23 protein-coding genes and 1 pseudogene are annotated in these 23441 nt (G+C 39.8%); 9 read left to right on the forward strand and 15 right to left on the reverse strand.

Going from position 1 to position 23441, the window contains the following annotated elements; all coding sequences use genetic code 11:
* Positions 1–174: 174 nt before the first annotated feature.
* The 10 genes and pseudogenes from U2718_RS15320 to U2718_RS15365 all read right to left on the reverse strand — a co-directional run bounded on the left by U2718_RS15320 (position 175) and on the right by U2718_RS15365 (position 10225).
* On the reverse strand, positions 175–2733 hold the full coding sequence (locus U2718_RS15320; RefSeq protein WP_341998917.1) for a TonB-dependent receptor: 2559 nt from the start codon (positions 2731–2733) through the stop codon (positions 175–177).
* Between the two features lie 222 nt (positions 2734–2955).
* Positions 2956–3975, reverse strand: a complete 1020-nt coding sequence (locus tag U2718_RS15325) for an AraC family transcriptional regulator (RefSeq protein WP_341998915.1) — start codon at positions 3973–3975, stop codon at positions 2956–2958.
* Positions 3976–4639: 664 nt separating this feature from the next.
* Positions 4640–4981: pseudogene (locus U2718_RS15330) on the reverse strand (DUF4351 domain-containing protein); the annotation flags it as partial.
* Positions 4982–5053: 72 nt separating this feature from the next.
* Entirely contained in the window at positions 5054–5851 is a 798-nt protein-coding gene (locus U2718_RS15335; RefSeq protein WP_341998913.1) for an ABC transporter permease, read from the reverse strand.
* A gap of 5 nt (positions 5852–5856) precedes the next feature.
* Positions 5857–6555, reverse strand: a complete 699-nt coding sequence (locus U2718_RS15340) for an ATP-binding cassette domain-containing protein (protein WP_341998911.1) — start codon at positions 6553–6555, stop codon at positions 5857–5859.
* A gap of 9 nt (positions 6556–6564) precedes the next feature.
* Positions 6565–6741 carry a hypothetical protein gene (locus U2718_RS15345; RefSeq protein ID WP_016875675.1) on the reverse strand — a complete coding sequence of 59 codons (177 nt, stop codon included), beginning with the start codon at positions 6739–6741 and terminating at the stop codon, positions 6565–6567.
* 3 nt (positions 6742–6744) lie between these two features.
* Complete coding sequence (locus tag U2718_RS15350) at positions 6745–7686, reverse strand: SPFH domain-containing protein (RefSeq protein WP_341998907.1); 942 nt, start codon at positions 7684–7686, stop codon at positions 6745–6747.
* Between the two features lie 395 nt (positions 7687–8081).
* Positions 8082–8543: a MarR family winged helix-turn-helix transcriptional regulator gene (locus tag U2718_RS15355; protein WP_341998905.1), complete on the reverse strand. Its 462-nt coding sequence runs from the start codon at positions 8541–8543 to the stop codon at positions 8082–8084.
* 19 nt (positions 8544–8562) lie between these two features.
* Positions 8563–9417, reverse strand: coding sequence for an ABC transporter permease (locus tag U2718_RS15360; RefSeq protein ID WP_341998903.1), 855 nt, complete (start codon positions 9415–9417; stop codon positions 8563–8565).
* A complete protein-coding gene (locus tag U2718_RS15365; RefSeq protein WP_341998901.1) occupies positions 9374–10225 on the reverse strand; it encodes an ABC transporter ATP-binding protein in 852 nt (283 codons plus the stop codon). The genes U2718_RS15360 and U2718_RS15365 overlap by 44 nt, the downstream gene beginning before the upstream one ends.
* Positions 10226–10499: 274 nt before the next feature.
* Between U2718_RS15365 and U2718_RS15370 the strand changes: the two genes are divergently transcribed.
* From U2718_RS15370 to cysK, 7 genes are all read left to right on the forward strand, one after another.
* Complete coding sequence (locus U2718_RS15370) at positions 10500–11603, forward strand: sulfate ABC transporter substrate-binding protein (RefSeq protein WP_341998900.1); 1104 nt, start codon at positions 10500–10502, stop codon at positions 11601–11603.
* 149 nt (positions 11604–11752) lie between these two features.
* On the forward strand, positions 11753–12655 hold the full coding sequence (cysT, locus tag U2718_RS15375; RefSeq protein WP_341998897.1) for a sulfate ABC transporter permease subunit CysT: 903 nt from the start codon (positions 11753–11755) through the stop codon (positions 12653–12655).
* Complete coding sequence (cysW, locus tag U2718_RS15380) at positions 12642–13493, forward strand: sulfate ABC transporter permease subunit CysW (protein ID WP_341998895.1); 852 nt, start codon at positions 12642–12644, stop codon at positions 13491–13493. Before cysT ends, cysW begins: the two co-directional genes overlap by 14 nt.
* Positions 13494–13565: 72 nt before the next feature.
* Positions 13566–13853, forward strand: a complete 288-nt coding sequence (locus U2718_RS15385; protein ID WP_341998893.1) for an NIL domain-containing protein — start codon at positions 13566–13568, stop codon at positions 13851–13853.
* Between the two features lie 329 nt (positions 13854–14182).
* Positions 14183–15202 (forward strand): sulfate/molybdate ABC transporter ATP-binding protein, encoded by a 1020-nt coding sequence (locus U2718_RS15390; RefSeq protein WP_341998891.1) that lies wholly within the window; start codon positions 14183–14185, stop codon positions 15200–15202.
* A 338-nt stretch (positions 15203–15540) separates the two neighbouring features.
* Complete coding sequence (locus U2718_RS15395; RefSeq protein ID WP_341998888.1) at positions 15541–16011, forward strand: Rrf2 family transcriptional regulator; 471 nt, start codon at positions 15541–15543, stop codon at positions 16009–16011.
* An 18-nt stretch (positions 16012–16029) separates the two neighbouring features.
* Entirely contained in the window at positions 16030–16992 is a 963-nt protein-coding gene (gene cysK, locus U2718_RS15400; RefSeq protein ID WP_341998886.1) for a cysteine synthase A, read from the forward strand.
* A gap of 148 nt (positions 16993–17140) precedes the next feature.
* On the opposite strand, the gene U2718_RS15405 is transcribed toward cysK, so the two are convergent.
* From U2718_RS15405 to U2718_RS15415, 3 genes are all read right to left on the reverse strand, one after another.
* Entirely contained in the window at positions 17141–17566 is a 426-nt protein-coding gene (locus U2718_RS15405; RefSeq protein WP_289792198.1) for a YidH family protein, read from the reverse strand.
* Positions 17567–17967: 401 nt separating this feature from the next.
* Positions 17968–18594, reverse strand: coding sequence for a hypothetical protein (locus tag U2718_RS15410; RefSeq protein ID WP_341998883.1), 627 nt, complete (start codon positions 18592–18594; stop codon positions 17968–17970).
* 110 nt (positions 18595–18704) lie between these two features.
* Complete coding sequence (locus U2718_RS15415; protein ID WP_341998881.1) at positions 18705–19457, reverse strand: cadmium resistance transporter; 753 nt, start codon at positions 19455–19457, stop codon at positions 18705–18707.
* 434 nt (positions 19458–19891) lie between these two features.
* Between U2718_RS15415 and U2718_RS15420 the strand changes: the two genes are divergently transcribed.
* Positions 19892–20827, forward strand: coding sequence for a LysR family transcriptional regulator (locus U2718_RS15420; protein ID WP_341998879.1), 936 nt, complete (start codon positions 19892–19894; stop codon positions 20825–20827).
* A gap of 72 nt (positions 20828–20899) precedes the next feature.
* Here U2718_RS15420 and U2718_RS15425 read toward each other — a convergent pair whose 3' ends face one another.
* Positions 20900–21592 (reverse strand): cadmium resistance transporter, encoded by a 693-nt coding sequence (locus U2718_RS15425; protein WP_341998877.1) that lies wholly within the window; start codon positions 21590–21592, stop codon positions 20900–20902.
* A gap of 65 nt (positions 21593–21657) precedes the next feature.
* Here U2718_RS15425 and U2718_RS15430 point away from each other — a divergent pair, with 65 nt between their 5' ends.
* Positions 21658–22308 (forward strand): cadmium resistance transporter, encoded by a 651-nt coding sequence (locus U2718_RS15430; protein ID WP_341998875.1) that lies wholly within the window; start codon positions 21658–21660, stop codon positions 22306–22308.
* 93 nt (positions 22309–22401) lie between these two features.
* On the opposite strand, the gene U2718_RS15435 is transcribed toward U2718_RS15430, so the two are convergent.
* Positions 22402–23193, reverse strand: a complete 792-nt coding sequence (locus U2718_RS15435) for a sulfite exporter TauE/SafE family protein (RefSeq protein WP_341998873.1) — start codon at positions 23191–23193, stop codon at positions 22402–22404.
* Positions 23194–23441: the final 248 nt, after the last annotated feature.

A 23441-nucleotide genomic window follows, 5' to 3' on the forward strand; every position in this document is an offset into this window, starting at 1 on the left:
TTTAGTGATAACTTTGGAGATGAAACTGCTCTAGTGCAATTCCAGGGCTATGTATAAGTCCTAATTTGGACTTTGTATGTAACCGTAAGGTGTGCACTGTCCATAACATAAAATAAGCGCTTGAGAAAAGTTAAGCAGTACCCACCTTACAAAAATTGCTATTTACATCTGCAATTAAAATTGCCAACCCAATGTAAATCTTACAGTACGCGGTGCGCCAGGATAAACACGCAGATCGCTTTCACCTGTTTCAAAATACTCATTGTCAAACAAGTTTTGCACATTCAGAGCCGCTCGCAAGTTATTTCTGCGGTAAAACAAGGCTACATCAGTACGTAAATAACTGGGTAAACTAAAGCTATTGTCTAAATCTCCTTCTCTTTCTCCTACATAAAAAAGTCCTAAACCAAATCCTAAGCCTTGCAGATTTCCTGTTTGAATTTCGTAGGTACTCCACAAGCTAAAAGCGTGTTCTGGAACATTATTGATGCGATTTCCTTCTGGAATATCATTGTCCTTAGTTACTCGTGCATCAGTATAGGCATAGCCACCAATTATTTTCCAACCTGGTGCAATTTCACCTGTTATATCTAATTCAATTCCTCTACTTCTTTGTTCTCCTGTCTGGATAGAAAAATTAGGATCTCTAGGGTCAGATGTGAGAACATTAGAGCGTGTAATTTGGTATAACGCTAGAGTTGAAGAAAGATTATTTGTCCAATCTATTTTCATGCCAACTTCATACTGAGTTCCCCGTTCTGGTTCAAAAAGTCTTCTGTCTAAATTTGTTCCTGTAACCTGTTGAAAAGAACGACTATAGTTAGCATATAGAGAAACTGATTGAGTTGGTTGATAGACAAGACCAATACGAGGGCTAAATGCTTCATCTTGTTGAAAAGAAGTAGTTTCACCTTGAGCATTTTCTAGTGTTTGGGTGACAATATCAAATCTCCCACCTAGAACCAATTTCAAATTATCAAATAAGGAAATCTGGTCTTGTAAATAAATTCCTAAACCTTCAGATATTGTAGGTTCATTAGGAATTTCTTCAAGGTCTGCACCAGCACTATCACGTCGATAAATGGGATTAAAAATATCTATGGGGTCAAGTTCTCGAAAAAAGACTCTGCCTTCGTTATAAGAAACATCTCTCGACAGGTCAATACCAAACAATAGTTTGTGATCAACACTACCTATTTTGAAATTGCCCACGACATTTGTATCTAAATTGTAGGCTTGTTGTGCAAATTTTGATATAACTAAACCCCGTTCGAGAGTGCGATTATCTTCTAAAAGCGCTGATGGAAACAAAGAATTTTGTTCTACACTCAGGTAGGAAAAATTAAAGGCATTACGTAACTGCCAGTTTTCATTAAAACGATGTTCAAAATTATAGCCAATTCGCAAAGGACGGCGATTATTTTTGTCAATTTCAGAGAAAGGCTCACCAATAAAACGATTGATTGGTATTTTACCATTGGGGTTGGGTAAGACTGTACCAACAGCAGGTAAACCCCGGTCATTTGGTTGCCGTTGCTCTGAATACTCAGCTTCTAAAGTTAATTGAGTGTTTTTACCCATCAGCCAAGTTAAGCTGGGGGCAATAAAGTAACGCTCTGTGTCAAAAAAATCAACAAATGTGTCTGTCCTAAATATAGATGCGTTCAAGCGATACAGTAAAGTTCTGTCATCATTTAACGGGCCTGTAAAATCTATAGAACCACCATAGGTGTCAAAACTACCAATGGTTCCCTCAATTGAATAAAAAGGAATACTTTGAGGTTGTTTCGTGACGATATTAATTGTACCTCCGGTTCCACCTTGTCCAAACAGAACCGAAGCTGGCCCCCGCAAAACCTCTATCTGTTCAATATTATCAGTAATCACATTACTTGTGATGTTAGTATCGTCTCTCAGACCGTTACGAATGATATTACGGTTACTAAAACCACGAATGGTAAATCCTTCAAAAGCAGAACGTTCCGAGTTATCGGCTATGACACTTGGTGCATTTCGTAAAGCTTCATTCAAGCGCCTCACTTGTTGATCTTGTAGTACTTGTTGAGGAATCACCTGAATTGCTTGGGGTATGTCACGCAGGAGGGTATCTGTTTTAGTTGCGGTGCTGGCTGTGGGTACTAGATAGCTGTCTTGTTCACCTGTCACAACCAATTCAATAGATTCATCACTCTCCGCCGTTGGTTGCTCTGGTTGTGTTTCACTCGTCGGCTGTTCTGATTGCTGCGGTGGTTGTGTTGCTTCAGCAACAGGTGCAAGTTCAAAAATCAAACCTTCATCACTATCAAATAACTCTGCTGTGGGTAAACCCGTCTCACCCGTCACTGTTACCCGCACAGTATTAGCATCAGCTTGAATAACACTCACAGACACAATCCCTGGCATGGGATTAGCAACGCTAAATTCTTTACCTTCGGGCAGTGATAGCACAGCGTTGGGTATATCTGCAATATAATTATTTTCTTCGGTTTTAATTATGGGTTTAAGTACTTCCGTTTGGGTACTTTCTAAGATGACTTCGATACCCTTAACCGTGGAATTGACTTTCACACCTGTAACCTTGACAACTGATACATCTTTTTGTTGCACTAGCAACTGTGGCTGACTAGTGGAATTATGCAACTCAGTTTTCGCAACAGCTGGTTGTACAAGTAATGACATGAATGCCAACAAAATCCCTACTGAAATAATTTCTTTTGATTGCCGAGACTCCATACCCCTCACTCCACAAAATGCAAACTGAAACAATGCGAATAATTAGCAACTATTGTGGAAAGAGTTTACGTAATTTACGAATGATAAGTCTATATAGTAGACGGAGAGTTTTGAACCATCGCGGGAGAGTTTTGTTAAGCTCTGAGATAAACCTGCAAGTAAGCAGCAAATAGCTAACAAGCAAAAACCTACTAGGCTAACTCTGTAATTATCTAAACGCAGTTAAACAACTTTTCTTCCTAATCGACAATCTTGAGGAGTGATACCAAATTTACGCTTAAATGCGGCAGCAAAGTGACTTTGATTTGCATAACCAATTATATTCACTACAGTTCTTACGTTCTGCTTTTGTTCTTGTAGCAACTTTCGCGCTATTTCCAAACGATAATCACGCAAGTATCCAAATACTGTAGTGCCAAACACTTCACGAAAACCGTACTTTAGTTTGTTGTCATTGATACCAACTTTTTTCGCTAAGTCAATTAATGAGGGTGGATGATCGTAGTTTTTGGTTAAAATATCCTTGGCTTGATAAATTTTTTCAATATCACCAGCTTTGAGATTAATCAAGGGTTGTTTATCTCCTTCAGCCTCTAACAATTGGGCAAACTGCAAGGCCAGTAATTCTAGTACCTTGCCTTCGAGATACATTCTTTGTATCATTCCTTGATAAGGTACATTAATAATTTGCTGTAAAGCTGTCTGCATTGCCAGTGTAATTTTGCCTACAGGACGATGAAAAAGGGGTGGAGAGTCACTCTCCAACAAAGGCTGCAATTGTTTTGGTAAATACTCTAATCCATTTATGAAGGATCTGAGAAAGTCTATTTCTAAAACAATCCTAATTAAATAGATGCGATCGCCTGCAAAAAATTGCTCAATCTCTTCAATATCTGGCAGATAAAATAAGTAATTATTCCCTACAGTTTCTCGATAATTTTCTTTGTCTTTTTTAATACCAGGACAAATGACTCTATGATTGCCTGCTAGATAAAATTTGGCTGTTAGTGCATAAAAATCGTAGTGATTAATTTTACAACTTACTTGTTCGTAATAATTATCATCAAAAATTTCTAGACTTAATCCTGGACGAAATTCAACTATTTGATAATAACTCTCATATAAGCTATTACGCGATTTCTTAATTTTGTCAAAGCCTTGAGTATTATATGAGACCTCTAAATTTTCTAGAGTTTCCTGTTCAATTTCATCGATTTGTTCTTCTGTGAGGATGTTTGTCATATTTTGACAGCAATTTTAGACAGCAAATTGCAAGTTATTCTTAACTATGAAAACCGCTATAGTCTAATTTACAGCAATTCTAGGAATATTTGCAATAAAGAATTTATTTCATTAGTGGCTGTGCTTACTATACAGTCGCCTCATCATGCTCTGATATTACGGCTGCAACAAGATATGATAAGGGAGACAATTTTTTATCCCAAACAGACTTTAAGACGGCATCTGGCTGAAGGCATCTATCATGCAAAAAATATTTTAGAATTTTAAACGCAGATTTGGAATTTCACCTAGTGATTGCCGCAAGGGTATACGTTGTCTACCAGATCCCCGACATCTACAAGAAGCCAGGGATCTGAAAATACTGACAAACTGACTTTTTTGGATAATTATCCCTCTTTTTCGGATAGACCAGATTATAGAAAATCCCTAGACTTTGTTATACAGCCTAATTGAGAAGCTTTTTCCATAAGTCAGGTGTATACGGGGAGTGCGGGAATGATTAAGCGATCGCCTATTTTTGGGTTAATCTTTTGGTTGATGCTCTTTGGTGTGGTGTTAGCTGAACCAGCACAAGTAGAAACTCTCATCAACTCTGCAAGCTAGACAAATTAAACAATCACCATTATCCCAACTTTTCCAGACTTGCAACTCGCCCCAATTTCATTTATCTTGCTGCAATCCAAGCCTGCAAATCAGCCAAACTGGTAAAATCTAACAGTGCTTCACTCAAATCTTCTAGCACAGGCAAAGGTAAACTAGAAATTGAGGAGCGCATTTCCTCAGAAAGTTCTCCGAATCGCTTAGTTAGCTGTCGAATCACAAGATTAACAGTTGCTTCTTCCTTGATTTCTCGGTAAACTCTCGTTTCCTTGAGCGTGATTCCTAGCATTGACTCAACCTCCTTTCTGCTCAATTGTTCAAACTTGTATACCATAATCGTCGTAATCATCTCTATTATGGCGTGACTCGCCTCTGATGAGACTTCTTGGTGAGTTCTGGTTAATAAAATATTGAGTCTCGACGCATGAAGTCTTCTATTTATTTCTTAAATCTGCGCAGTCCTATGACATATTGCATTTTAATCAAGCTTGCGTAATAAGTCTGCGAGTTGATGATCTCGATTAAATAGAACCAAAAAAGCTAAAATAACAACACCCATTGTGGCGATCGCAACTCCTGCTGCCTGTGCAAAAATAATTACAATCTGGTAGCGTATAGCATCAGTAGGATTTGCCCCAGCCAAAATTTGACCAGTCATCATTCCCGGTAGGCTAACTAATCCCATTACCATCATCGAATTAATGGTAGGAATCATGCCGATTCTCAGAGCCTCCCGAATCGGTTGATGTGCAGCTTCCCAACGAGAAGCACCCAAAGCCAGTAACGTTTCTATTTCGTCCCGACGACTAGTCAAGTCCTCCATAAACCGATCTAAACTCAAAGACGTACCCGTAAGAGCATTACCTAAAACCATTCCCAAAAGGGGAATCAGATACTGAGGCTCGTACCAAGGCTGAACGCGCAAAATCCCACTCACTACGATCCCCGTCACTAAAAAAGAACTACTTAAAAGTGAAATAAAATTATTCCAATAAATACTGGCAAACCGTCTACGCGTGCGGTTAACGCTAGATACACCAGCGATCGCTGTCATACCCAAAGCCAAAAGTATCACTAATACAGGATTGCTCAGGGTAAATATCCATTGCAAGATATACCCCACCAACAACAACTGTCCTACCATCCTGAAAGCGGCTAGCCCCAAGCTTTGCTCTAATCCCAACCGCAAACCAAAGGAAAGCCCCATATTGATCAAAATAAACAAAGTTGCCAAAGCTACTTGTCCATAACCAATTTGGATATAACTGCTTGCCATTAATCTTAGTCCTTTAAAGTAATTTGGCGGTTGGTAATGCGCTCTAACTGCTTGCGATCGTGACTTGTCCAAAGATAGGCTCTGCGTGGGTTTTCATTTTGCCAAACTGCGACTAAAGCCTCTAAACTTTGGGCAGTTTCAGTATCTAGCGAAGCAGTGGGTTCGTCTAGTAGTAAGACAGCAGGTGAAAGTTGCAAAGCTCGCAAAAAGGCAACTATCTGTGCTTCACCACCAGAAATAGCTCTAATCGGACGCTGTAAAAAATCTGCTCCTTTATGCAAAATATGCAGATAATCTAGAATTGACTGACGATTGTAAACCTGATTGTGGTGAACTGCTAATTTATAAACTCGCTGGAGATTTTCTTCTACAGTTCCTTCCCAAAGGGCAGGGCGCTGGTGCAAGTAGACAATTTGGGAACGATAGCTAGGCATAAACCAGGAATTCATAGGCTTTTGCTGAAAAATAATTTGCCCAGCTTGAACTGGATCTAGTCCAGCTAATGCCCGCAGGAGCAAGCTTTTACCCGATCCAGAAGCACCCACCACCGCGACTCGCTCCCCTGGAAACAATTGAAAACTTAGATTACTCCAGATCCACTCTTCCTCAACTCTTCTACCTAAATCTTGTACAGAAAGAATCGGGTGGTTGGGAGACAGTTCTAACTCGGTAGTCTGGCTTTTGGTAAGCTGATATTTCATCATGTTTAGCTCTCACTCCTCCTCCGATTTGCTCTTGTCTTCCTTCCAACGCCCTGCTTTCTTCGCAGCTTCAGCCAACAGATACTCGATCTGTGCATTCACGCTTCTTAGTTCATCTGCCGACCATTTCTCCAGTATCTCGTAAAGTTTCTCATCTAAACGCAACAAAAATCGTTTTTTTTGTCCCATGTGCTAGTTATAAAGTGTGCCAGCATTGATGACGGGTTGGGCAGTTTGCTCAGAGGTGAGGACAACCAATAGATTATTAATCATAGAAGCTTTGCGCTCGTCATCCAAATTAACCATTTGTTCTTGGCTGAGACGATTCAACGCTTCATTCACCATCCCCACTGCACCCTCAACAATCTGTCGCCGCGCATCAATTAAGGCTTTTGCTTGCTGTCGTCGTAGCATCATCTGAGCAATTTCTGGTGCATAGGCAAGATGCGAGAGCCGTGCTTCAATCACTTCTACACCGGTTACTTCTAAGCGGGCTTGGAGTTCTTTTTGTAAGGCGTGAGCAATTTCATCAGGAATTCCCCGTAGCGAAGGAGTTTCTGTTTCATCGGGGCTGTCGTAGGGATATCGAATTGCTAAAGAGCGAATCGCAGTTTCGCTTTGGATGGCGACAAATTCTTCATAGTCATCCACTGCAAACCTTGACTTAGCTGAATCGAAAACCTGCCAGACGACAACCGCAGCTATTTCAATCGGACTTCCTTCGGCATCGTTGACTTTGATGATTTTGCTGTTGAAGTTGCGAACCCGCAGTGAAATCTTTTGCTTGCTAGCAAAGGGATTTGTCCACCAAAAGCCAGATTCCCGAACGGTTCCCATATATTTTCCAAACAGCACCAACACCACCGCTTGATTAGGCTCAACAGTAAAGAAGCCTGACAAAGACGGGATGACAATCACCAGGAGTGTAGCAGCCAACCAAGCAATAATCTCTGCCACGGTATCATCACCACCGATAAAATCAGTAACTTTCAAACCCCTTGCCAGTAAAGCTTCTAACCCCTGCACGCTAGACCAAATATACCATCCTCCCACCAGCGCGATCGCCACCACCACAGCCAATATTATGAAGCCGTTGAGCTTGAACGCCGGAAATTCCTTTATTTTTTCTTTCATAGTTTTTACAATGGCTACTTTATCTAAATTTATATCAAAATGATATCATTATAATACTAAAAAAATAGCGGTCTGATATGAGGAAGAGTCAAGCGATCGCTCACGAGTATGTACCTGTAAATCTTAGATATTTATTTGTATATTTTTTTACACTCTAGATGCTTTGGTGTTGCTGATTTGGCTGTGAAAATTATTTTGTGTAATCCCAAAATCATTGTAGAGACGCGATACATCGCGCCTGTGCTCCTGGGGTAGAGAAATTGCTACTGCTAAAGACGCACCGCGTTTTTTGATCTAGTTCGGTTATCAATATTGAATTATATGGGATGTAGAATTGGAGAGCTTGTAGCACCTAAATTTATACCAGCAAAGAGTCATATCTTATAGCTCCAGCTTCAAAGAGCTTTTGGAACATCTGTTTGCTCGAAGACATTTTTGAGTAGAGTTAAACCTTCTTCAATTTGTGATACTTGTTCCGGTGTCAAATTCTCTAGAATATTGGCAATATGAGCACGAGTTTTGTCTTGAGATTCCTCTAAAAGCTGTTTTCCTTGCTGAGTTAAATTCAGAACAATTCGCCGCCGTTCCTGGGGATGATCTGTGCGTTGTACTAAATTGCGCTGTACTAATCGTTCGATGGTTGTGGATGCCGTAGCACAGGTAACACCAAGATGTTCTGCCACCTCAGATAAAGAAGCACCAGGATTGCGTTTGAGAAATGCTAGCGATCGCAGCTGAGGTATGGACAGAGAATCAGCACTGTGAGTACGCATATCTGCTCGAATAAACCGCATCAATAATGGGATAGTATCCATCACTCTTGCTGCACATTCTTGAGATGGTTTACCGAGCTTCATTGGGTTATTATTCTCCTGATTACATCGCCACCCGTGGATAAAGCCGTCCACAGATAATAGTCAAGCCTATTAATGTTAGCAAGAGAATGATACAGTCTAGACTAAATCCATAAAGGCTGGAACCATTTTCTAGCATTGTACCGCGTAAGGCATCAACTTGATAAGTTAAGGGATTGACTTGGGAGAGAAACTGCAACCATGTTGGCATGAGTGAGATGGGATAAATGGCATTACTAGCAAAAAACAACGGCATTGTTAATAATTGTCCAATTCCTGTAAACCTTTCTCTGGTTTTGACAAGACAGCCAATGATTAATGAAAAAACGCAAAAACAACCCGCCCCTAACAGCACAATCACTAGGACTTGGAGTAAAGCTAAGGGATGAAAATTAAGTTTGACACCCAAAAGCAACGCCAATCCGTAAATAATTGCTACCTGTGGTAAACATCTTATCCCACAACCAAGGGCTTTACCCAACACCATTGCCGCGCGGGGTATGGGACTAGCAAGGAATTTATGCACAATTCCCAAATCTCGCTCCCAAATCAATGTCATGCCACCAGTAAAAATTGCCACAAACAACACACTCTGAGCCAAAATGCCAGGAGCCATAAAATCCAAATAGGATAAGCTACCTGTAGGAATGGCACGAGTACGAGTGAAAACTTGTCCAAAAATCAATAACCATAATGCCGGTTGTACACCCCGGATCAATAAGTCACTTGGATCGTGACGGAGTTTACGCACTTCTAGTTCAGCAATCACAAAAGTTTTGTTTACTAGTTCTGCGATCGCATAAATAAAATTACCTAATTTTGAGCGTTGAGGTTTAACCCAACCGTTGAGCATTACGTCTGGTTTTTGCGGTGTCATGATAACCAACTCCCGATTCTAATTCATCCCCTGTGTAATAAATAAAAACATCATCTAAGGTTGCGTTAGGTTTACCTATAGTAGTTTTTAATTCTGCGGGTGCGCCAGTCACAATCTCTCTACCTCGATTCATAATTGCTACTCGGTTACACAGATGATCTGCTTCTTCTAAAAAATGGGTAGTTAGAAATATAGTTGTACCGTAGTTAGCACAGAGTTCTTGGACTAGATGCCATACCTGAGTACGTGCGACTGGATCTAGTCCGACTGTTGGCTCATCCAAAAATAAAATCTGCGGTCGATGCAAGATGGATTGGGCAATTTCCAATTTGCGAATCATGCCACCAGAGTAGTTTCTTACCAAGCGATGAGCTGCTTCATCCAAACCCATAAACTCCAATACGTCATGGATACGCCGTTGACGTTGCTTGACCGATATATCATACAACTTGGCAAAGATTAAAAGATTTTCATAGCCTGTCAGACTACCATCGGCAGAAAGAGCTTGAGGTACATAACCGATAACTTTTCTGACATCAGTGGATTGATGGGTGACATCATAATCAGCTATGGTTGCTTGTCCACTGCTTGGTGGTAGTAAGGTAGTCAGCATTTTAATTACCGTACTTTTACCTGCTCCATTCGGCCCAAGTAAGCCAAATACTTCTCCCCTACCTACGCAGATATTTAAAGTATCAACGGCTGTGAATTTATCAAAGTGGCGCGTCAGTTCTTGGGTTGTTAATATCAGCGACTTTGGAATGGTAGCAGGTGTGATTGAGTGTTTTGTTCCTGTCAATTTTCTCATGAGCAGAATGTACTTCCGTTTGTAAAATATTTAGTTAGTCTAATTATTAGACTCTCATATTTTATCTCAAAGTCAAGTTTATGCTCCTCAGTTTGTAGTCAGCTTGCATTTCTATAAATTTTTATTAAAGTCATAAAATTTGCACATTCTTGACTGGGATTATGGTGATTGGTCTTGCTATTTCATTTAAATATCTGTAGTATCTATTACTAAACCATAAATACTAATACCCTACTGATTAACTGTAGATTAAAGTAAGGAGCCTAGAGTCAGTATGTGGCCGGATATCTGGAATCGATGGAAACGCACGTCTTTGAGAAGCTTTGTTTCGCTGTTTTTGGTAGGAGTTATTCTGAGTGTAGCGATCGCATCCTGTGGGGGTGGACAGAATGCGACAACTACTAATGGTAGTGGAGCCAGTCCAGTAGCAGCCAGCAAGCAAGATGTTGAACTGACTTTAGTATCCTTTGCTGTGACAAAAGCAGCTCATGATGCGATCATCCCCAAATTTGTAGAAAAGTGGAAGCAAGAACACAACCAAAACGTCACGTTTAGACCAAGTTACGGTGGTTCTGGCTCCCAGACTCGTGCTGTAATTGATGGCTTGGAAGCTGATATTGTACATCTGGCTCTAGCTTTGGATGTGAAACGAATTGAGCAAGCTGGATTAATTCAACCAGGATGGGAGAAGGAAGTTGCCAACAATGGGATTGTCTCAAAGTCTGTAGCAGCTCTAATTACTCGTGAAGGTAATCCTAAAAACATCAAAACCTGGGACGATTTAGGTAAAGATGGTGTGCAGGTAATTACTGCTGATCCGAAAACTTCTGGAATTGCGCGTTGGAACTTCCTGACTTTATGGAATGCAGCAATTCAATCTGGGGGTGGGGAAGAAAAAGCCCTAGATTTTGTTACTAAGGTTTACACCAAAAACGTACCTTTGTTATCTAAGGATGCCCGTGAAGCTACGGACGCCTTTTTCAAGCAAGGTCAAGGCGATGCCTTGATTAACTATGAAAATGAAATTCTCTTGGCATCCCAACAAGGACAAAAAGTTAACTACACTATCCCATCTGTAAATATTTCGATTGATAACCCCATAGCTGTGGTTGATCGAAACGTTGATAAACACGGAACCCGCGAGGTAGCACAAGCTTTTGTGGAATATTTGTTTACTCCCGAAGCCCAAGCAGAATTTGCCAGAATAGGGTTCCGTCCAGTAGATGAGGCAAAACTGCAAACAAAGGAATTGGCTGACAAATATCCTAAAGTGGAAAGATTAGCTTCAGTAGCAGACTACGGTGGCTGGGATGCTGTTCAGAAGAAATTTTTTGACGATGGGGCAATTTTTGACCAAATTCAGTCGAAGAGAAGGTGATTTAAAAGGCTAAGGATTAGGGAGAGTGGGAGAGTAAGGAAAAATTCTTCTCGTCCCCTTTATTCTCCGCGTCTTTGCCTCCCCTTCCGTGTCACCTTGTCCTCTTCTTCCCAATCCCCAATTCCCGATGCCCATTTCCTAGAATAGCTATGACTGTATCCTCGCATTCACAACAATTCCCTCGCAATTACAGACCTAAGCGTCAGTCACTGCTAGAGACAATAGCTCAGATTCCCTGGACATGGGTAGTGACTTACGTATATTTAGGTATTATGTTGCTAGTACCGATGCTAGCGATGTTTACCAAAGCTGCTGCTGAAAGTCCTGAGAATATTTGGAGAATTGCTACTAGCCCGATCGCTTTGGCGACTTATGATGTCACTTTTGTGACTGCTACCTTTAGTGCTTTGCTTAACGGCGTCTTTGGTAGCATTCTAGCTTGGGTTTTAGTACGCTACGACTTTAACTTGTCTATTGGTAGATTCACTCTGCCAATTAGAAATTTCATTGATGCCTCTCTCGATTTACCTTTTGCCTTACCGACAGCAGTTGCGGGTTTAACTTTGGCGACAGTCTATAGTGACAATGGCTGGATTGGTTCTTGGCTAGCACCTTTGGGTATCAAGGTATCTTTTACCCGTTTAGGGGTAGCAGTCGCCATGACATTTATTTCCTTACCATTTGTTGTTCGCACAGTACAACCAGTTCTCCAGGAAATGGAAAGGGAAGTGGAAGAAGCTGCTTGGAGTTTGGGCGCTTCCAAATGGCAGACTTTCTGGAAAGTTATATTTCCACCCCTGTTTCCGACAATTTTAACTGGTGTCGCCCTGGGTTTCTCCCGTGCTGTTGGTGAGTATGGTTCGGTAGTCATTATTGCTTCTAACACGCCTTTTCGAGATTTGATTGCACCTGTGTTAATTTTTCAGCGTCTAGAACAGTATGACTATTCTGGCGCAACTGTGATTGGCGTAGTGTTGTTGTTGATTTCATTGATTATGCTGCTGTGCATTAATCTTTTACAAGCTTGGGGTAGACGTTATGACGTTAAGTGATAAAACCAATCTTTCAACCAAAAAGCAACGAAATTTGGCTCCTACCATTTTGATTGGGATTTCCATCATCTATTTATTGTTCATTCTGTATATCCCAACGCTGAATCTGTTTTATTTTGCCTTTCGGAATGGAATTGGCCCGTTTTTTGCCAATATGACTACTCCAGCATTTCTTCATGCTGCCTGGCTCACCTTTATACTAGCTGTCATTACCTTACCTTTAAACACCATTTTTGGACTGTGTGCGGCTTGGGCGATCGCTCGTAATCAATTCCCCGGACGCGCTTTCCTCTTAAGTCTGATTGACTTGCCGTTTTCGATTTCACCTGTTGTGGCTGGGTTAATGATCATCCTACTTTATGGACGACAAGGATGGTTTGGTGATTTTTTACAGGAGCAAGGCATTAGAGTCGTCTTTGCTTTCCCTGGAATCGTTCTAGCAACAGCATTTGTCAGTATGCCTTTTGTCGCTAGAGAAGTAATTCCAGTATTAGAAGAAATGGGCAAAGATCAAGAAGAAGCTGCAAAAACACTAGGAGCAAATGGTTGGCAGATTTTTTGGCGTGTGACTTTGCCTCATATCCGTTGGGGAGTCCTCTACGGATTAATTTTGACAAACGCGAGAGCAATGGGTGAATTTGGCGCTGTTGCAGTAGTATCGGGCAATATCCGTGGTAGAACTCAGAGTTTACCTCTGTTTATTGAAGATGCCTATAAACAGTACGAAACTCAAGCTGCCTTCTCAGCAGCAGTTCTATTGGCACTGTTGGCGGTGGTGACAGTGATATTGAAGGAAATTTTGGAGCGCAGAACCCATTCAACTCGACGTGTACACTGATGCTGCGATTCTGCTGTGGTGTGTGGAATGTTCTGTATCTAATTTTCATCTGCATACATCGAATGTTATTTTATGACTTCATTCGTTTTTGAAAGCAGTAGCACGCGATTGCGTGTACGTTTACATATTCCTCAATGTTATTTGCAAGAACCTATAATTTCACAGATGATTTCTCGTCATGGTTTAACAATTAATATTATGAGGGCAGAGTTGGACAATCATACTCATCATCAAGGTTGTTTTGACTTAGAACTACGGGGTTCATTATCTCAAATTGGTAATTGTTTAAATTACTTGGAATTATTAAATATCAAGATTTTTGGTAAACCAAATACGGACGGCGATAGCTGGCATTGCTAAGTTTTGAAAACAAACAAATGTTGGAGGTCGCTGACACTTAAAATTGCCGCTACAAAGCCGAAGCCGACTTCGCAGCGCTTGATTTGTAATAGCCTTAATACCCTCTGGTAAGCCGCCCTATAGGCTTGAGTGAACCGTATTAATTTATGTATAGCAAGAATGATGCTAACACAAGCTAATTCAATAAGTTCAAGAATTTTTAAGTAATTTTAAGGAGAAATAACATCATCATCAGGCTAGAAATTTAGTATTATTAGAGAAAAATACTAAATATTGATAGGTAATTAGTATTTGAGTTGAGATAGACCAATTTAGAGGAAGGCAAAACTATGGGAATTGTGCTTCAAAATATTTCCAAACATTTCGGAAACTTCCATGCTGTAGACAACGTAAATTTGGAAGTTAAAACAGGTTCTTTGGTGGCTTTACTAGGCCCTTCAGGTTCAGGAAAATCTACATTACTAAGAATAATTGCTGGTTTAGAAGCACCTGATGCTGGTGAAATTTGGTTAGTGGGTGAAAATGCTACTTTTCACAGCGTTCAAGAACGTAACATTGGTTTTGTCTTCCAGCATTACGCTCTGTTTAAACACTTGACAGTGCGTGAAAATATCGCTTTCGCTATGAATCTGCGTAAGCATCCTAAGAACCGGGTTCACCAACGTGTTGAAGAACTTTTGGAATTGGTACAGATGCAAGGATTTGGCGATCGCTATCCTTCTCAGCTTTCTGGTGGCCAAAGACAACGGATAGCATTAGCACGTTCCCTGGCTGTACAACCCCGAATCTTATTACTAGATGAGCCTTTCGGTGCATTAGATGCCAAAGTCCGTAAGGATTTGCGTGCTTGGTTACGCAATCTGCATTCAGAAGTTCATGTCACGACTGTATTTGTTACCCACGATCAAGAGGAAGCAATGGAAGTTGCTGACGACATTGTGGTCATGAATCAAGGAAGGGTAGAACAAGTTGGTAGTCCGGCGGAAATCTATGACAATCCAGCCACACCATTTGTGATGAGTTTTATTGGCCCTGTGAATGTTCTACCTGGTAATGTTGGTCTCGTACCCAACAAGAATACAGTTTCTCCTAGTGACAAAGTGTTTTTACGACCACACGATATCTTGATTAAGACGAATGCCGACGACAACAGTACATCTGCGATCGTTGATCGAATTATTCATCTTGGTTGGGAGATTCGTGTGGAATTAATCTTGCGCTCTGGTGAAACACTCAATGCTTATCTCAGTCGAGAAGAATCTTATCAGCTTCAGCTAGAAAAAGGACAACGTGTCTACATCCAACCTAAACAAACAAAGGTATTTCCAGCTGCTTACGCCATAAGGTAGGAATGAGAAATATTTGGTTATAGAAACCGGGTTTCTATAAAAATCCGGTTTTTATGTATTCAAATTACTGCCTCATCTAAAAATTATTCATAGAATCTTTGGCAAATTATGGGCTGCGGAATCACGTTCATAAATCTTAATTTAGGTGAGGTAACAGCACATTTTTGCGATTAGGTTAGTCCAGTCTCATACTCAAATCAAGATTTTGAGAATTAAACATCGGTAATCTGATAAGCTTATAGTACTTTAATGAGATTTTAGTAAATTGTATCGGAGTAAACATTATTTTTAACTGTTTTCTCACTTAATGTACAATAAGCCTATCAGCTAACCGTAGTATGATAAATGAGAGTTCAAGAAAACAAAAGTATGGCCTCCTGGATCTGTCTGCCAAAGTGGAATATGCGCTCATAGCACTTTTAGAACTAGCTAACAATTTTGGTCAAAAAACTCCTGTCACTATGAGTGATATTTCTGCCAAGCATCCGATCCCAGAGCGATATCTAGAGCAAATTCTCACAAGTCTGCGGCGCTCTGGTGTAGTGCAGAGTCAACGTGGCTCTAAAGGTGGCTTTGTTTTATTGCGTGAACCTCGACAACTTACTTTGTTGGAGGTTGTGATTATGTTGGATGGAGAACAGAAAGAAAAAGAATTTCCTGGTGAAGAAAATTTAGAAAAAATTTTGGTGCATAACATTTGGCAGCAAGCAGATTCAGCTGCACAAGCTATTTTGAGCCAATATACCATCCAAGATCTATTTGAGCAGCGAGAAGCACGGTTGCAGAAAGGCCAGATGTATTACATTTAATAACATAAGAATACTGTTATGAAAATTGCCAAAAATATTACAGAGTTAGTCGGACGTACTCCACTGGTGCAGTTGAATAGGATTCCTCAACAAGAGGGAGCTGTAGCAAATATTGTGATCAAGTTAGAAAGCATGAACCCATCTGCCTCTGTGAAAGACAGAATTGGCGTAAGTATGGTGGAAAGCGCAGAGGAGGCAGGTTTAATTCATCCTGGAAAGACGGTATTAGTAGAGCCTACTTCTGGAAATACGGGTATCGCCTTAGCTATGGTGGCTGCTGCTAAAGGCTATCATTTGATTCTAACTATGCCAGATACGATGAGTACAGAAAGACGGGCAATGTTGAGAGCTTATGGCGCTCAATTGGAATTAACCCCTGGTATAGAAGGGATGCGGGGAGCGATCGCTAAAGCTGAACAAATTGTAGCGGAATTGCCCAATGCCTATATGCTACAACAGTTCAATAATCCAGCTAATCCAAAGGTACATCGTCAGACAACTGCTGAAGAAATTTGGGAAGATACCGATGGCAAGGTAGATATTTTGGTGGCGGGAGTTGGAACAGGCGGAACCGTGACTGGTGTAGCCGAGGTGATTAAACAACGCAAGCCAAGTTTTCAAACTATTGCTGTAGAACCAAGTAATAGTCAAGTTCTTTCCGGAGGGAGATCGGGAGCGCATAAAATTCAAGGAATTGGTGCGGGATTTATTCCAGCAATTTGCCGTCTAGAATTGATTGATGAGGTGATTGCAGTCTCTGATGAAGATGCGATCGCCTATAGCCGCAGATTAGTAAGAGAAGAAGGTTTATTATCGGGTATTTCTACAGGTGCTGCCTTAGCTGCTGCGATTGGGGTAGCCAAGCGAAAAGAAAATAGCGGTAAGTTAATTGTCATAGTTCAACCTAGCTTTGGCGAACGTTACTTGAGTACTTCGCTATTCAAGGATTTAGTGGAGTTGGAATTATCTGCATTCAATTAGTCAATAGGGAATTGGGCATTGGGAAGAAGAGGACAAAGGGACACGGGGAAATCTGAATGACGTTCTTGCCCCTTGTCTCCTTATCTCTCCCTCCCTGACTTCTGCCAGCCCTATTTTTCAAGCTAGTCAGCTACAAACCTACACTCTATTACTCCAATATAAAAGTCTGTAAATAATCTAGAGGAACCGTAAATACGTAATACAGTACTCCCACACCCAGAAGAACTACAGCTAAACTCGCCAGTAGTATCCAACGATCTGGAGGTTGATAGGTATCCTCGTCAATGTCTTGGCGAACAGCAAAATAATGTTGAGTTGAAAGTAACACTGTTAATATACCTACCAAGGCAAATGCTAAACCTAACTTCCAACCATTACCAGGAGGTTGTGGTGCTAATGGAGGGCGGATGATCCGCAAGCGCACAATCAAAACACCAAAACCCATAAGCGCAATCCCACTCCGCATCCAAGCTAGATAGGTACGCTCATTAGCCAAGTGATCTCGAACTCGATCTGATCTGTATTTCTTTTTTTCTAAAGTCTTGACTTCTAATTTTTCTACGTCTGTCTTCATCAGATTTACGTCTTCAAGGAACCGTCAAAATACTTATATTTAATTAATGTTATTTTATAAAATTTCTAGATAAAAAATTGCATAATCAACATTTATCTCAAATGAAAATCAATAATTTTTTTTTATTAAAATACAAAAATTGATAGACTACTAACTTGTTATTAACTTTAGCACCCTCTTAAAATCAATTAAAAGACTACCGCTGAATCAATGTAGGGTGGGTTAGCGACAGCGTAACCAACCATTGTTGTAGATTAATGGTGCGTTAGGACGATAATCCTAACGCACCCTACAAATTGGAGATTTTTTAATTAAAACTCTCTCAATTTTATGAATAATTAGATTACCGACTTTTACCCTAGCCTCCTGGTATTCACAATCAGTCGGGAATCTTATATTACTTAATCGTCAATTGTTGCAGTAGTCAATCCAGCATCAAGTGCGGCTTGTAAATTTTCAGGGATAAACCAGTTATCTTTGTCGCCAGACTGGATAAGTTTTAGAGGAGGAAGATTGAATTCAGTTTCTCCAGTTTCGGGATTGGTTGTAGCAACTAAGCGAGTTCCATGAACAATCTTAAAAGCTTGAGCTGGTGTGGCTTCCTGCCCTTCTGCGGCAGTTTGCCCAGGGATATAAACGCCTTGACAATCCCACTCGTCATCAGTTTCTGCACCACTAGGTAAAAGATATAATTGATTACTGTAGGTTGAGCTAGATTTTTTGGGTTTTTTACCATAGACTAACAGAGTCTTATCTGTTTCGTTACGACAAATTCCAACAGGTTCTTTGCTATTTTCCAAAATATATTTTTGGAATTTTAAATTAGCGATCGCTTGGTCAAGCTCTGATGTAGAACCTTGAGTTTGTTTATCTTGCAAAGCAGATTCTAATAATTTGGTGACTTCTACATAATCTGGATCGTCACTGATTTTCTTACCTGCCCAAGATGGTTGAGTGAACATCAAGTTTGCTAGTATTAATAAGCAAACAAGAGTAATCTTAATTAGAGTATTTTTGAATAGTTTCATATTTTCTCCTGAGAAAAATGATTTTTTTACAGATACTAACTACCTTATTTAGGGTATATTACGTACAATTCCTCATCTGTCTATTGATGCAATTTGCATATGAGAAAAATTTATTTTTGTTTCAGCCTAGACAATACTTCGGTTTCAGGTGATCCCAAAGAAAATCCATAAACTTCTTGCCATGCATTCTTGCCTACAATTAAGAGATAGGAAGCAATAGATATAACAGTGATTAAAATTAAGGCAGGAGTTTCTAAAGTGTGACTTTCTATCAAAATGGAAACACCTAATCCCATCAAGATAAAGGGAACTAAAGGATTACCGTAGCGAGAAATTGCAGATGCGATCGCACTTACCTGAGTTAAGCAATAAGCTGTATAACACCACACACTTACCATCACAAAGAAAACTGCCAAAATCACTAGTAAGCTATCCCATGTATGAGTGGCAAACATTGGCATATAGATACTGATGTTATCTCCACCATTGGCAATGGTAACCGCTGCGACACCGTAAGTTTGGGGTGAAAGGAAGTTGTACCACCAAGCTTGAGAAGATTCGGGGTTGTTTAAATCTTCTTGCTCGTTTGTCTCTGGATGTAATAAGCGACTGATCCCAATGATGATAGGAGCAATACCAAGTAACCCAATCCAGGATTCTGGAAAGATAAATCTGCCAAAAAAACTGGGTAAACTTGCAATCACTAGGAGACTAAAACCCAAATATTGACCGATGACGATGTGGCGACGGCGAAAGCAAGCATTGACTTGGGAAAAAAATAGTGACAGGACAACAATATCATCAAGGTTGGTAGCAATGAAAGCAGTGAGTCCTGTAGGGATAGCAGTCAGTAATCCACTCATGTTTGTATCTTGTCTCCTCAAGGGTAGTGATTCTCAACCGTCTGTATCAGTATCTAGTTGGGTGCTTATTGACATGGAGGTTGTGAGTTGTGAATATAGTATTGCTTAGTGATTGTGTAGTAACACAGAAGCGATCATTGATTGTTGGCAGTTAAATTCTGTAGTCATCAGCAAATAAACTCATGAATCGAACTGGTGCTTTGCTTTACCCAAGAAGCTTGTACCGAAGCCATAGTTTCACTCTATGGCTCTCCATCAATAAAAGCAAACATTCTTTTTTGTCAAATTCATAGACGTAATTTATTGATATGCAGATATAACTGCAACAATGTCATCAAGAATATATAAAATAATCTACATATTTCCGCCTAATTTACCGTATAATACTTTCAAGGTTTTCACAATCACTATCTTCAAGCCTGTACAGAGCCAAAATGACGCTGGAGCAGTTGCGAATTTTTTTAGCCGTGGCAGAAGTATTGCACTTTACCCGTGCAGCTGAAGCACTTTACATCACTCAGCCAGCAGTCAGTGCTGCGATCCAAAGCCTAGAGACAGAATATGGTGTTAGGTTATTTCATCGCATTGGTAGGCATATTGAAATCACAGATGCTGGAAAATTATTGCAGGGTGAGGCACAGAAAATTCTTGATCATGTAGAGTTAACAGAACGTTGCTTAAAGGAATTAAATAATCTGCAACGGGGAGAGTTGAAGTTAGGTGCAAGTCTTACGGTTGGTAACTATTGGCTACCTGAAAAAATCAGCCAGTTCAAGCAGTTATATCCTGGTATTTTTATCAACTGTAAGCTGGGAAATGCTGAGGAAATTTGTGAAGGTACTGCTGTCGGTATGTATGATTTGGGTTTAGTGACAGGGGAAATTAAAGCATCATTGCAGCAATGTTTAGAAAAGGAAGAAGTAGGAAGCGATCGCCTGCAAATTGTTGTTGGCAAATCTCACCCTTGGTATCAACGTAGCGAGATTTATCTAGATGAATTACTCAATACAGGTTGGGTGATGCGTGAGTCTGGCTCCGGTGCACAACAAATATTTGATCATGCCTTACAAAATTGGGGAATTGAACCCAGCAACCTCAATGTTGTAATTAACTTAAATACTAGCGAAATGGTGAAGGCAGTTGTAGAAAGTGGTGTTGGTGCGGCAGCAATTCCAGAATTTATGGTGAAAAAAGAATTGCTACTAGGGACATTGCACGCCGTGAAAATTATCGATCCCCAAAAACAATCTAGTAAAAAATTAGAAATTGTTCAGCCTGTTTGGAAACTGAAACACCGTCAACGTTTTCATACACGAGTAATGATAGCTTTTGAAAATCTCCTGATGGAGGATAAGGTGCAAGTAGCTTAATTAGTAGATAAAATTATGAAAATTAAAAGGCATAGCTCCCCGACTTTTTAGAAAAGTCGGGGAGCTTGATTTTCAGTTACGTTTAACTAAAATCACCAGACATGCACAACTTGCTGCTAGCTTAAGCAAGCTTAAAGATTCTGTTTTTAAAATAATGATTGCACCTATGATTATTAATACAAAGGAAAAAATATAGCTAGAATATCGACTTAAAATATTGGCAATTTTTGCTTGAGAAGTAAATTTATAAGCTAGATAACACCACACTGCTATTAGTATAAAAAATACACCAACAATAATCAGAAAATTGCCTAAATCACCACTAGCAAATAATGGCACATAAACGCTAATATTATCACTGCCATTGGCGATAGTGATGGCTGCAACGCTGTAAGTCTGTGTATTGAAAAGACTTGTAGTATTTAAATCTTGATACTCAACTGTGGGAACTACAACCTCACCACAATGCGCTGCCTCTTGAGTTTCATCTTCTTCTCGATTGATCAAACTGCTAATACCCATCGCCATTGGTATTAATCCCAGTAATCCAATCCAGTTGGGTGGTATGACTAATCCACCAAATAATCCAGTCAGGCTAGCAATAATTAACACTGTAAAGCCTAAATACTGGCCAGCAACAATATGCTTAGATCGGAAGGTAGAGTTTAACTGAGAAAACAGTAGCAATAAAATAACGATATCATCAATATTAGTGGCTATGAAAGCTGATATTCCGACTAAGAGTGTAGTAAACAACTCACTCATCTCAGTATATCCTGATTTGTTTGCTTAATATTTTATTGTTCTGTAATGATTTTTGACAATACCGCATGATTAATATTACCACAATTATTACTGAGGCAATTATTGCTTTTACTGCCACCAATATTGACGACTTTATTATATTACTACTATTTTTTTCACAGCTAAATTATCAATTTCGTCGTCGCCATATTTTCATCGGTCAATATCTTGGTTTTATTGCTATCATTATTGTTAGTTTACCAGGTTTTTTAGGTGGTTTAGTAGTACCAAGAGCCTGGATAGGATTGTTGGGAATACTACCCATAGTGATTGGTATTAAGCAATTAGTGAGTCAAGAAGTAGAAGATTCAGAACTTCAGACTGTAACTACTGATTTCAATCCATCTACTAATAAAAATCCAGTTATAAATTTTATTTTGAGTATTTTTAGCCCTCAAACTTATAAAGTTGCTGCAATTATCTTTGCGAATGGTGGTGATAATGTTGGTATTTATATTCCTTTATTTGCTGGTTATAGATTAGTAGAATTATTAGTAATTATTATAGTGTTTCTAATCATGAAAGGTGTTTGGTACACCGTTACTTATTTATTAGCTCGTCAAAAAAAAGTAGCTCAAGTTTTAAGTCGCTATGGTAAAACTGCTGTACCCTTTATATTGATTGGCTTAGGTTTATACATTATGTATGAAAGAGGTACATTTTCTCTCTTGCTTTAGAAATAATAAGTTAATAGTAAAGTGGAATATCCCAACTCTGATCTAGTATTGTCATACTTTGCTAATTAATAGCCATGCCCCATGCAAATGCATCTAATAAACTAGCTTTAAGCTTACCATCACCAATATAGAGTAAATCATAAACCGCAATGGTTTCTGCGGCGCAGCTTGACAAATTTTAGCCCCTAGTAATACTCCTGGTACTGAGCCAAGCCATATTGGTAAGACTAAACCCCAGTCAACTGTTCCCAAGGTAAGATGTCCAAAAGCGGTGAACAGTAAAAGAATTGCAGCTTGAGAAATATCTGTACCAACTAACTTTCGTGCATCTAAGCGGAAAAAAGCAATCAGCACCAAGGCAAACATTGAACCGGAAGCGACGCTGGTTAAACCGACAATACAACCTAAAAATGCTCCTATACTTACAGTCTGCAAGCATCCTAATTGGGTTGTTAAATCAAATTTTGGTAATTCAGGTAATTGAAGCTTTGGGAAGAAAGTCAACAGCAGCATTTGCACCAACGCCAAAACTGTAACTAACAGAATCGTCATACCTAACAGGTGCAGCATGATTTCGTTCAGGTTATGTTCTGCCTTGTGTTTAATCAGGTGCAGTATGCCTATCCCGAATAGAGAACCAGGAACACTTCCCAAAGCTAGCCATTTCACTACCTGCACATCAAGGGTTTGTTGCTGCCAATGTTTAATGCTACCAACAACTTTCATGAGTGTTGCTGCAACGACATCAGAACTAATAGCTACGGCAGGTGGTACTTGAAAAACAAAAATCAACATTGGGGTGATTAGGGAAGCACCACCAATTCCCGTCAAACCAACAAAAATACCAACTAGAAAGCTGAACAGAGGCAATAATAAAAAATCCATACTCCTATCCTTGACCGGGGTTTTCTCAATGCGGCTTTGTTTAGCTGAAACTAAAAGATTGGTTGTAACGCTCTTGTACAGAACGTTTCGCGCAACTGCAACTTTTAATCGACTGCTCGAAAATCACCATAAAACACTAAAACCTGATTGACTTACCGTATTTTAAGATTAAAATATCGTAAAAGTCTATATTTCTGTGAAGAGATACAAAATGTTGATAAAATTTTACACATACGCTTTAGCCGCTT

It is taken from the genome of Chlorogloeopsis sp. ULAP02, assembly GCF_038404745.2.
Lineage (GTDB): Bacteria > Cyanobacteriota > Cyanobacteriia > Cyanobacteriales > Nostocaceae > Chlorogloeopsis.

What these genes read in the sequence shown, in the direction of transcription:
- U2718_RS15320 (WP_341998917.1), bottom strand. Translation starts at nt 2,733, where the DNA reads ATGGAGTCTCGGCAATCAAAAGAAATTATTTCAGTAGGGATTTTGTTG.
- U2718_RS15325 (WP_341998915.1), bottom strand. Translation starts at nt 3,975, where the DNA reads ATGACAAACATCCTCACAGAAGAACAAATCGATGAAATTGAACAGGAA.
- U2718_RS15335 (WP_341998913.1), bottom strand. Translation starts at nt 5,851, where the DNA reads ATGGCAAGCAGTTATATCCAAATTGGTTATGGACAAGTAGCTTTGGCA.
- U2718_RS15340 (WP_341998911.1), bottom strand. Translation starts at nt 6,555, where the DNA reads ATGATGAAATATCAGCTTACCAAAAGCCAGACTACCGAGTTAGAACTG.
- U2718_RS15345 (WP_016875675.1), bottom strand. Translation starts at nt 6,741, where the DNA reads ATGGGACAAAAAAAACGATTTTTGTTGCGTTTAGATGAGAAACTTTAC.
- U2718_RS15350 (WP_341998907.1), bottom strand. Translation starts at nt 7,686, where the DNA reads ATGAAAGAAAAAATAAAGGAATTTCCGGCGTTCAAGCTCAACGGCTTC.
- U2718_RS15355 (WP_341998905.1), bottom strand. Translation starts at nt 8,543, where the DNA reads ATGAAGCTCGGTAAACCATCTCAAGAATGTGCAGCAAGAGTGATGGAT.
- U2718_RS15360 (WP_341998903.1), bottom strand. Translation starts at nt 9,417, where the DNA reads ATGACACCGCAAAAACCAGACGTAATGCTCAACGGTTGGGTTAAACCT.
- U2718_RS15365 (WP_341998901.1), bottom strand. Translation starts at nt 10,225, where the DNA reads ATGAGAAAATTGACAGGAACAAAACACTCAATCACACCTGCTACCATT.
- U2718_RS15370 (WP_341998900.1), top strand. Translation starts at nt 10,500, where the DNA reads ATGTGGCCGGATATCTGGAATCGATGGAAACGCACGTCTTTGAGAAGC.
- cysT (WP_341998897.1), top strand. Translation starts at nt 11,753, where the DNA reads ATGACTGTATCCTCGCATTCACAACAATTCCCTCGCAATTACAGACCT.
- cysW (WP_341998895.1), top strand. Translation starts at nt 12,642, where the DNA reads ATGACGTTAAGTGATAAAACCAATCTTTCAACCAAAAAGCAACGAAAT.
- U2718_RS15385 (WP_341998893.1), top strand. Translation starts at nt 13,566, where the DNA reads ATGACTTCATTCGTTTTTGAAAGCAGTAGCACGCGATTGCGTGTACGT.
- U2718_RS15390 (WP_341998891.1), top strand. Translation starts at nt 14,183, where the DNA reads ATGGGAATTGTGCTTCAAAATATTTCCAAACATTTCGGAAACTTCCAT.
- U2718_RS15395 (WP_341998888.1), top strand. Translation starts at nt 15,541, where the DNA reads ATGATAAATGAGAGTTCAAGAAAACAAAAGTATGGCCTCCTGGATCTG.
- cysK (WP_341998886.1), top strand. Translation starts at nt 16,030, where the DNA reads ATGAAAATTGCCAAAAATATTACAGAGTTAGTCGGACGTACTCCACTG.
- U2718_RS15405 (WP_289792198.1), bottom strand. Translation starts at nt 17,566, where the DNA reads ATGAAGACAGACGTAGAAAAATTAGAAGTCAAGACTTTAGAAAAAAAG.
- U2718_RS15410 (WP_341998883.1), bottom strand. Translation starts at nt 18,594, where the DNA reads ATGAAACTATTCAAAAATACTCTAATTAAGATTACTCTTGTTTGCTTA.
- U2718_RS15415 (WP_341998881.1), bottom strand. Translation starts at nt 19,457, where the DNA reads ATGAGTGGATTACTGACTGCTATCCCTACAGGACTCACTGCTTTCATT.
- U2718_RS15420 (WP_341998879.1), top strand. Translation starts at nt 19,892, where the DNA reads ATGACGCTGGAGCAGTTGCGAATTTTTTTAGCCGTGGCAGAAGTATTG.
- U2718_RS15425 (WP_341998877.1), bottom strand. Translation starts at nt 21,592, where the DNA reads ATGAGTGAGTTGTTTACTACACTCTTAGTCGGAATATCAGCTTTCATA.
- U2718_RS15430 (WP_341998875.1), top strand. Translation starts at nt 21,658, where the DNA reads ATGATTAATATTACCACAATTATTACTGAGGCAATTATTGCTTTTACT.
- U2718_RS15435 (WP_341998873.1), bottom strand. Translation starts at nt 23,193, where the DNA reads ATGGATTTTTTATTATTGCCTCTGTTCAGCTTTCTAGTTGGTATTTTT.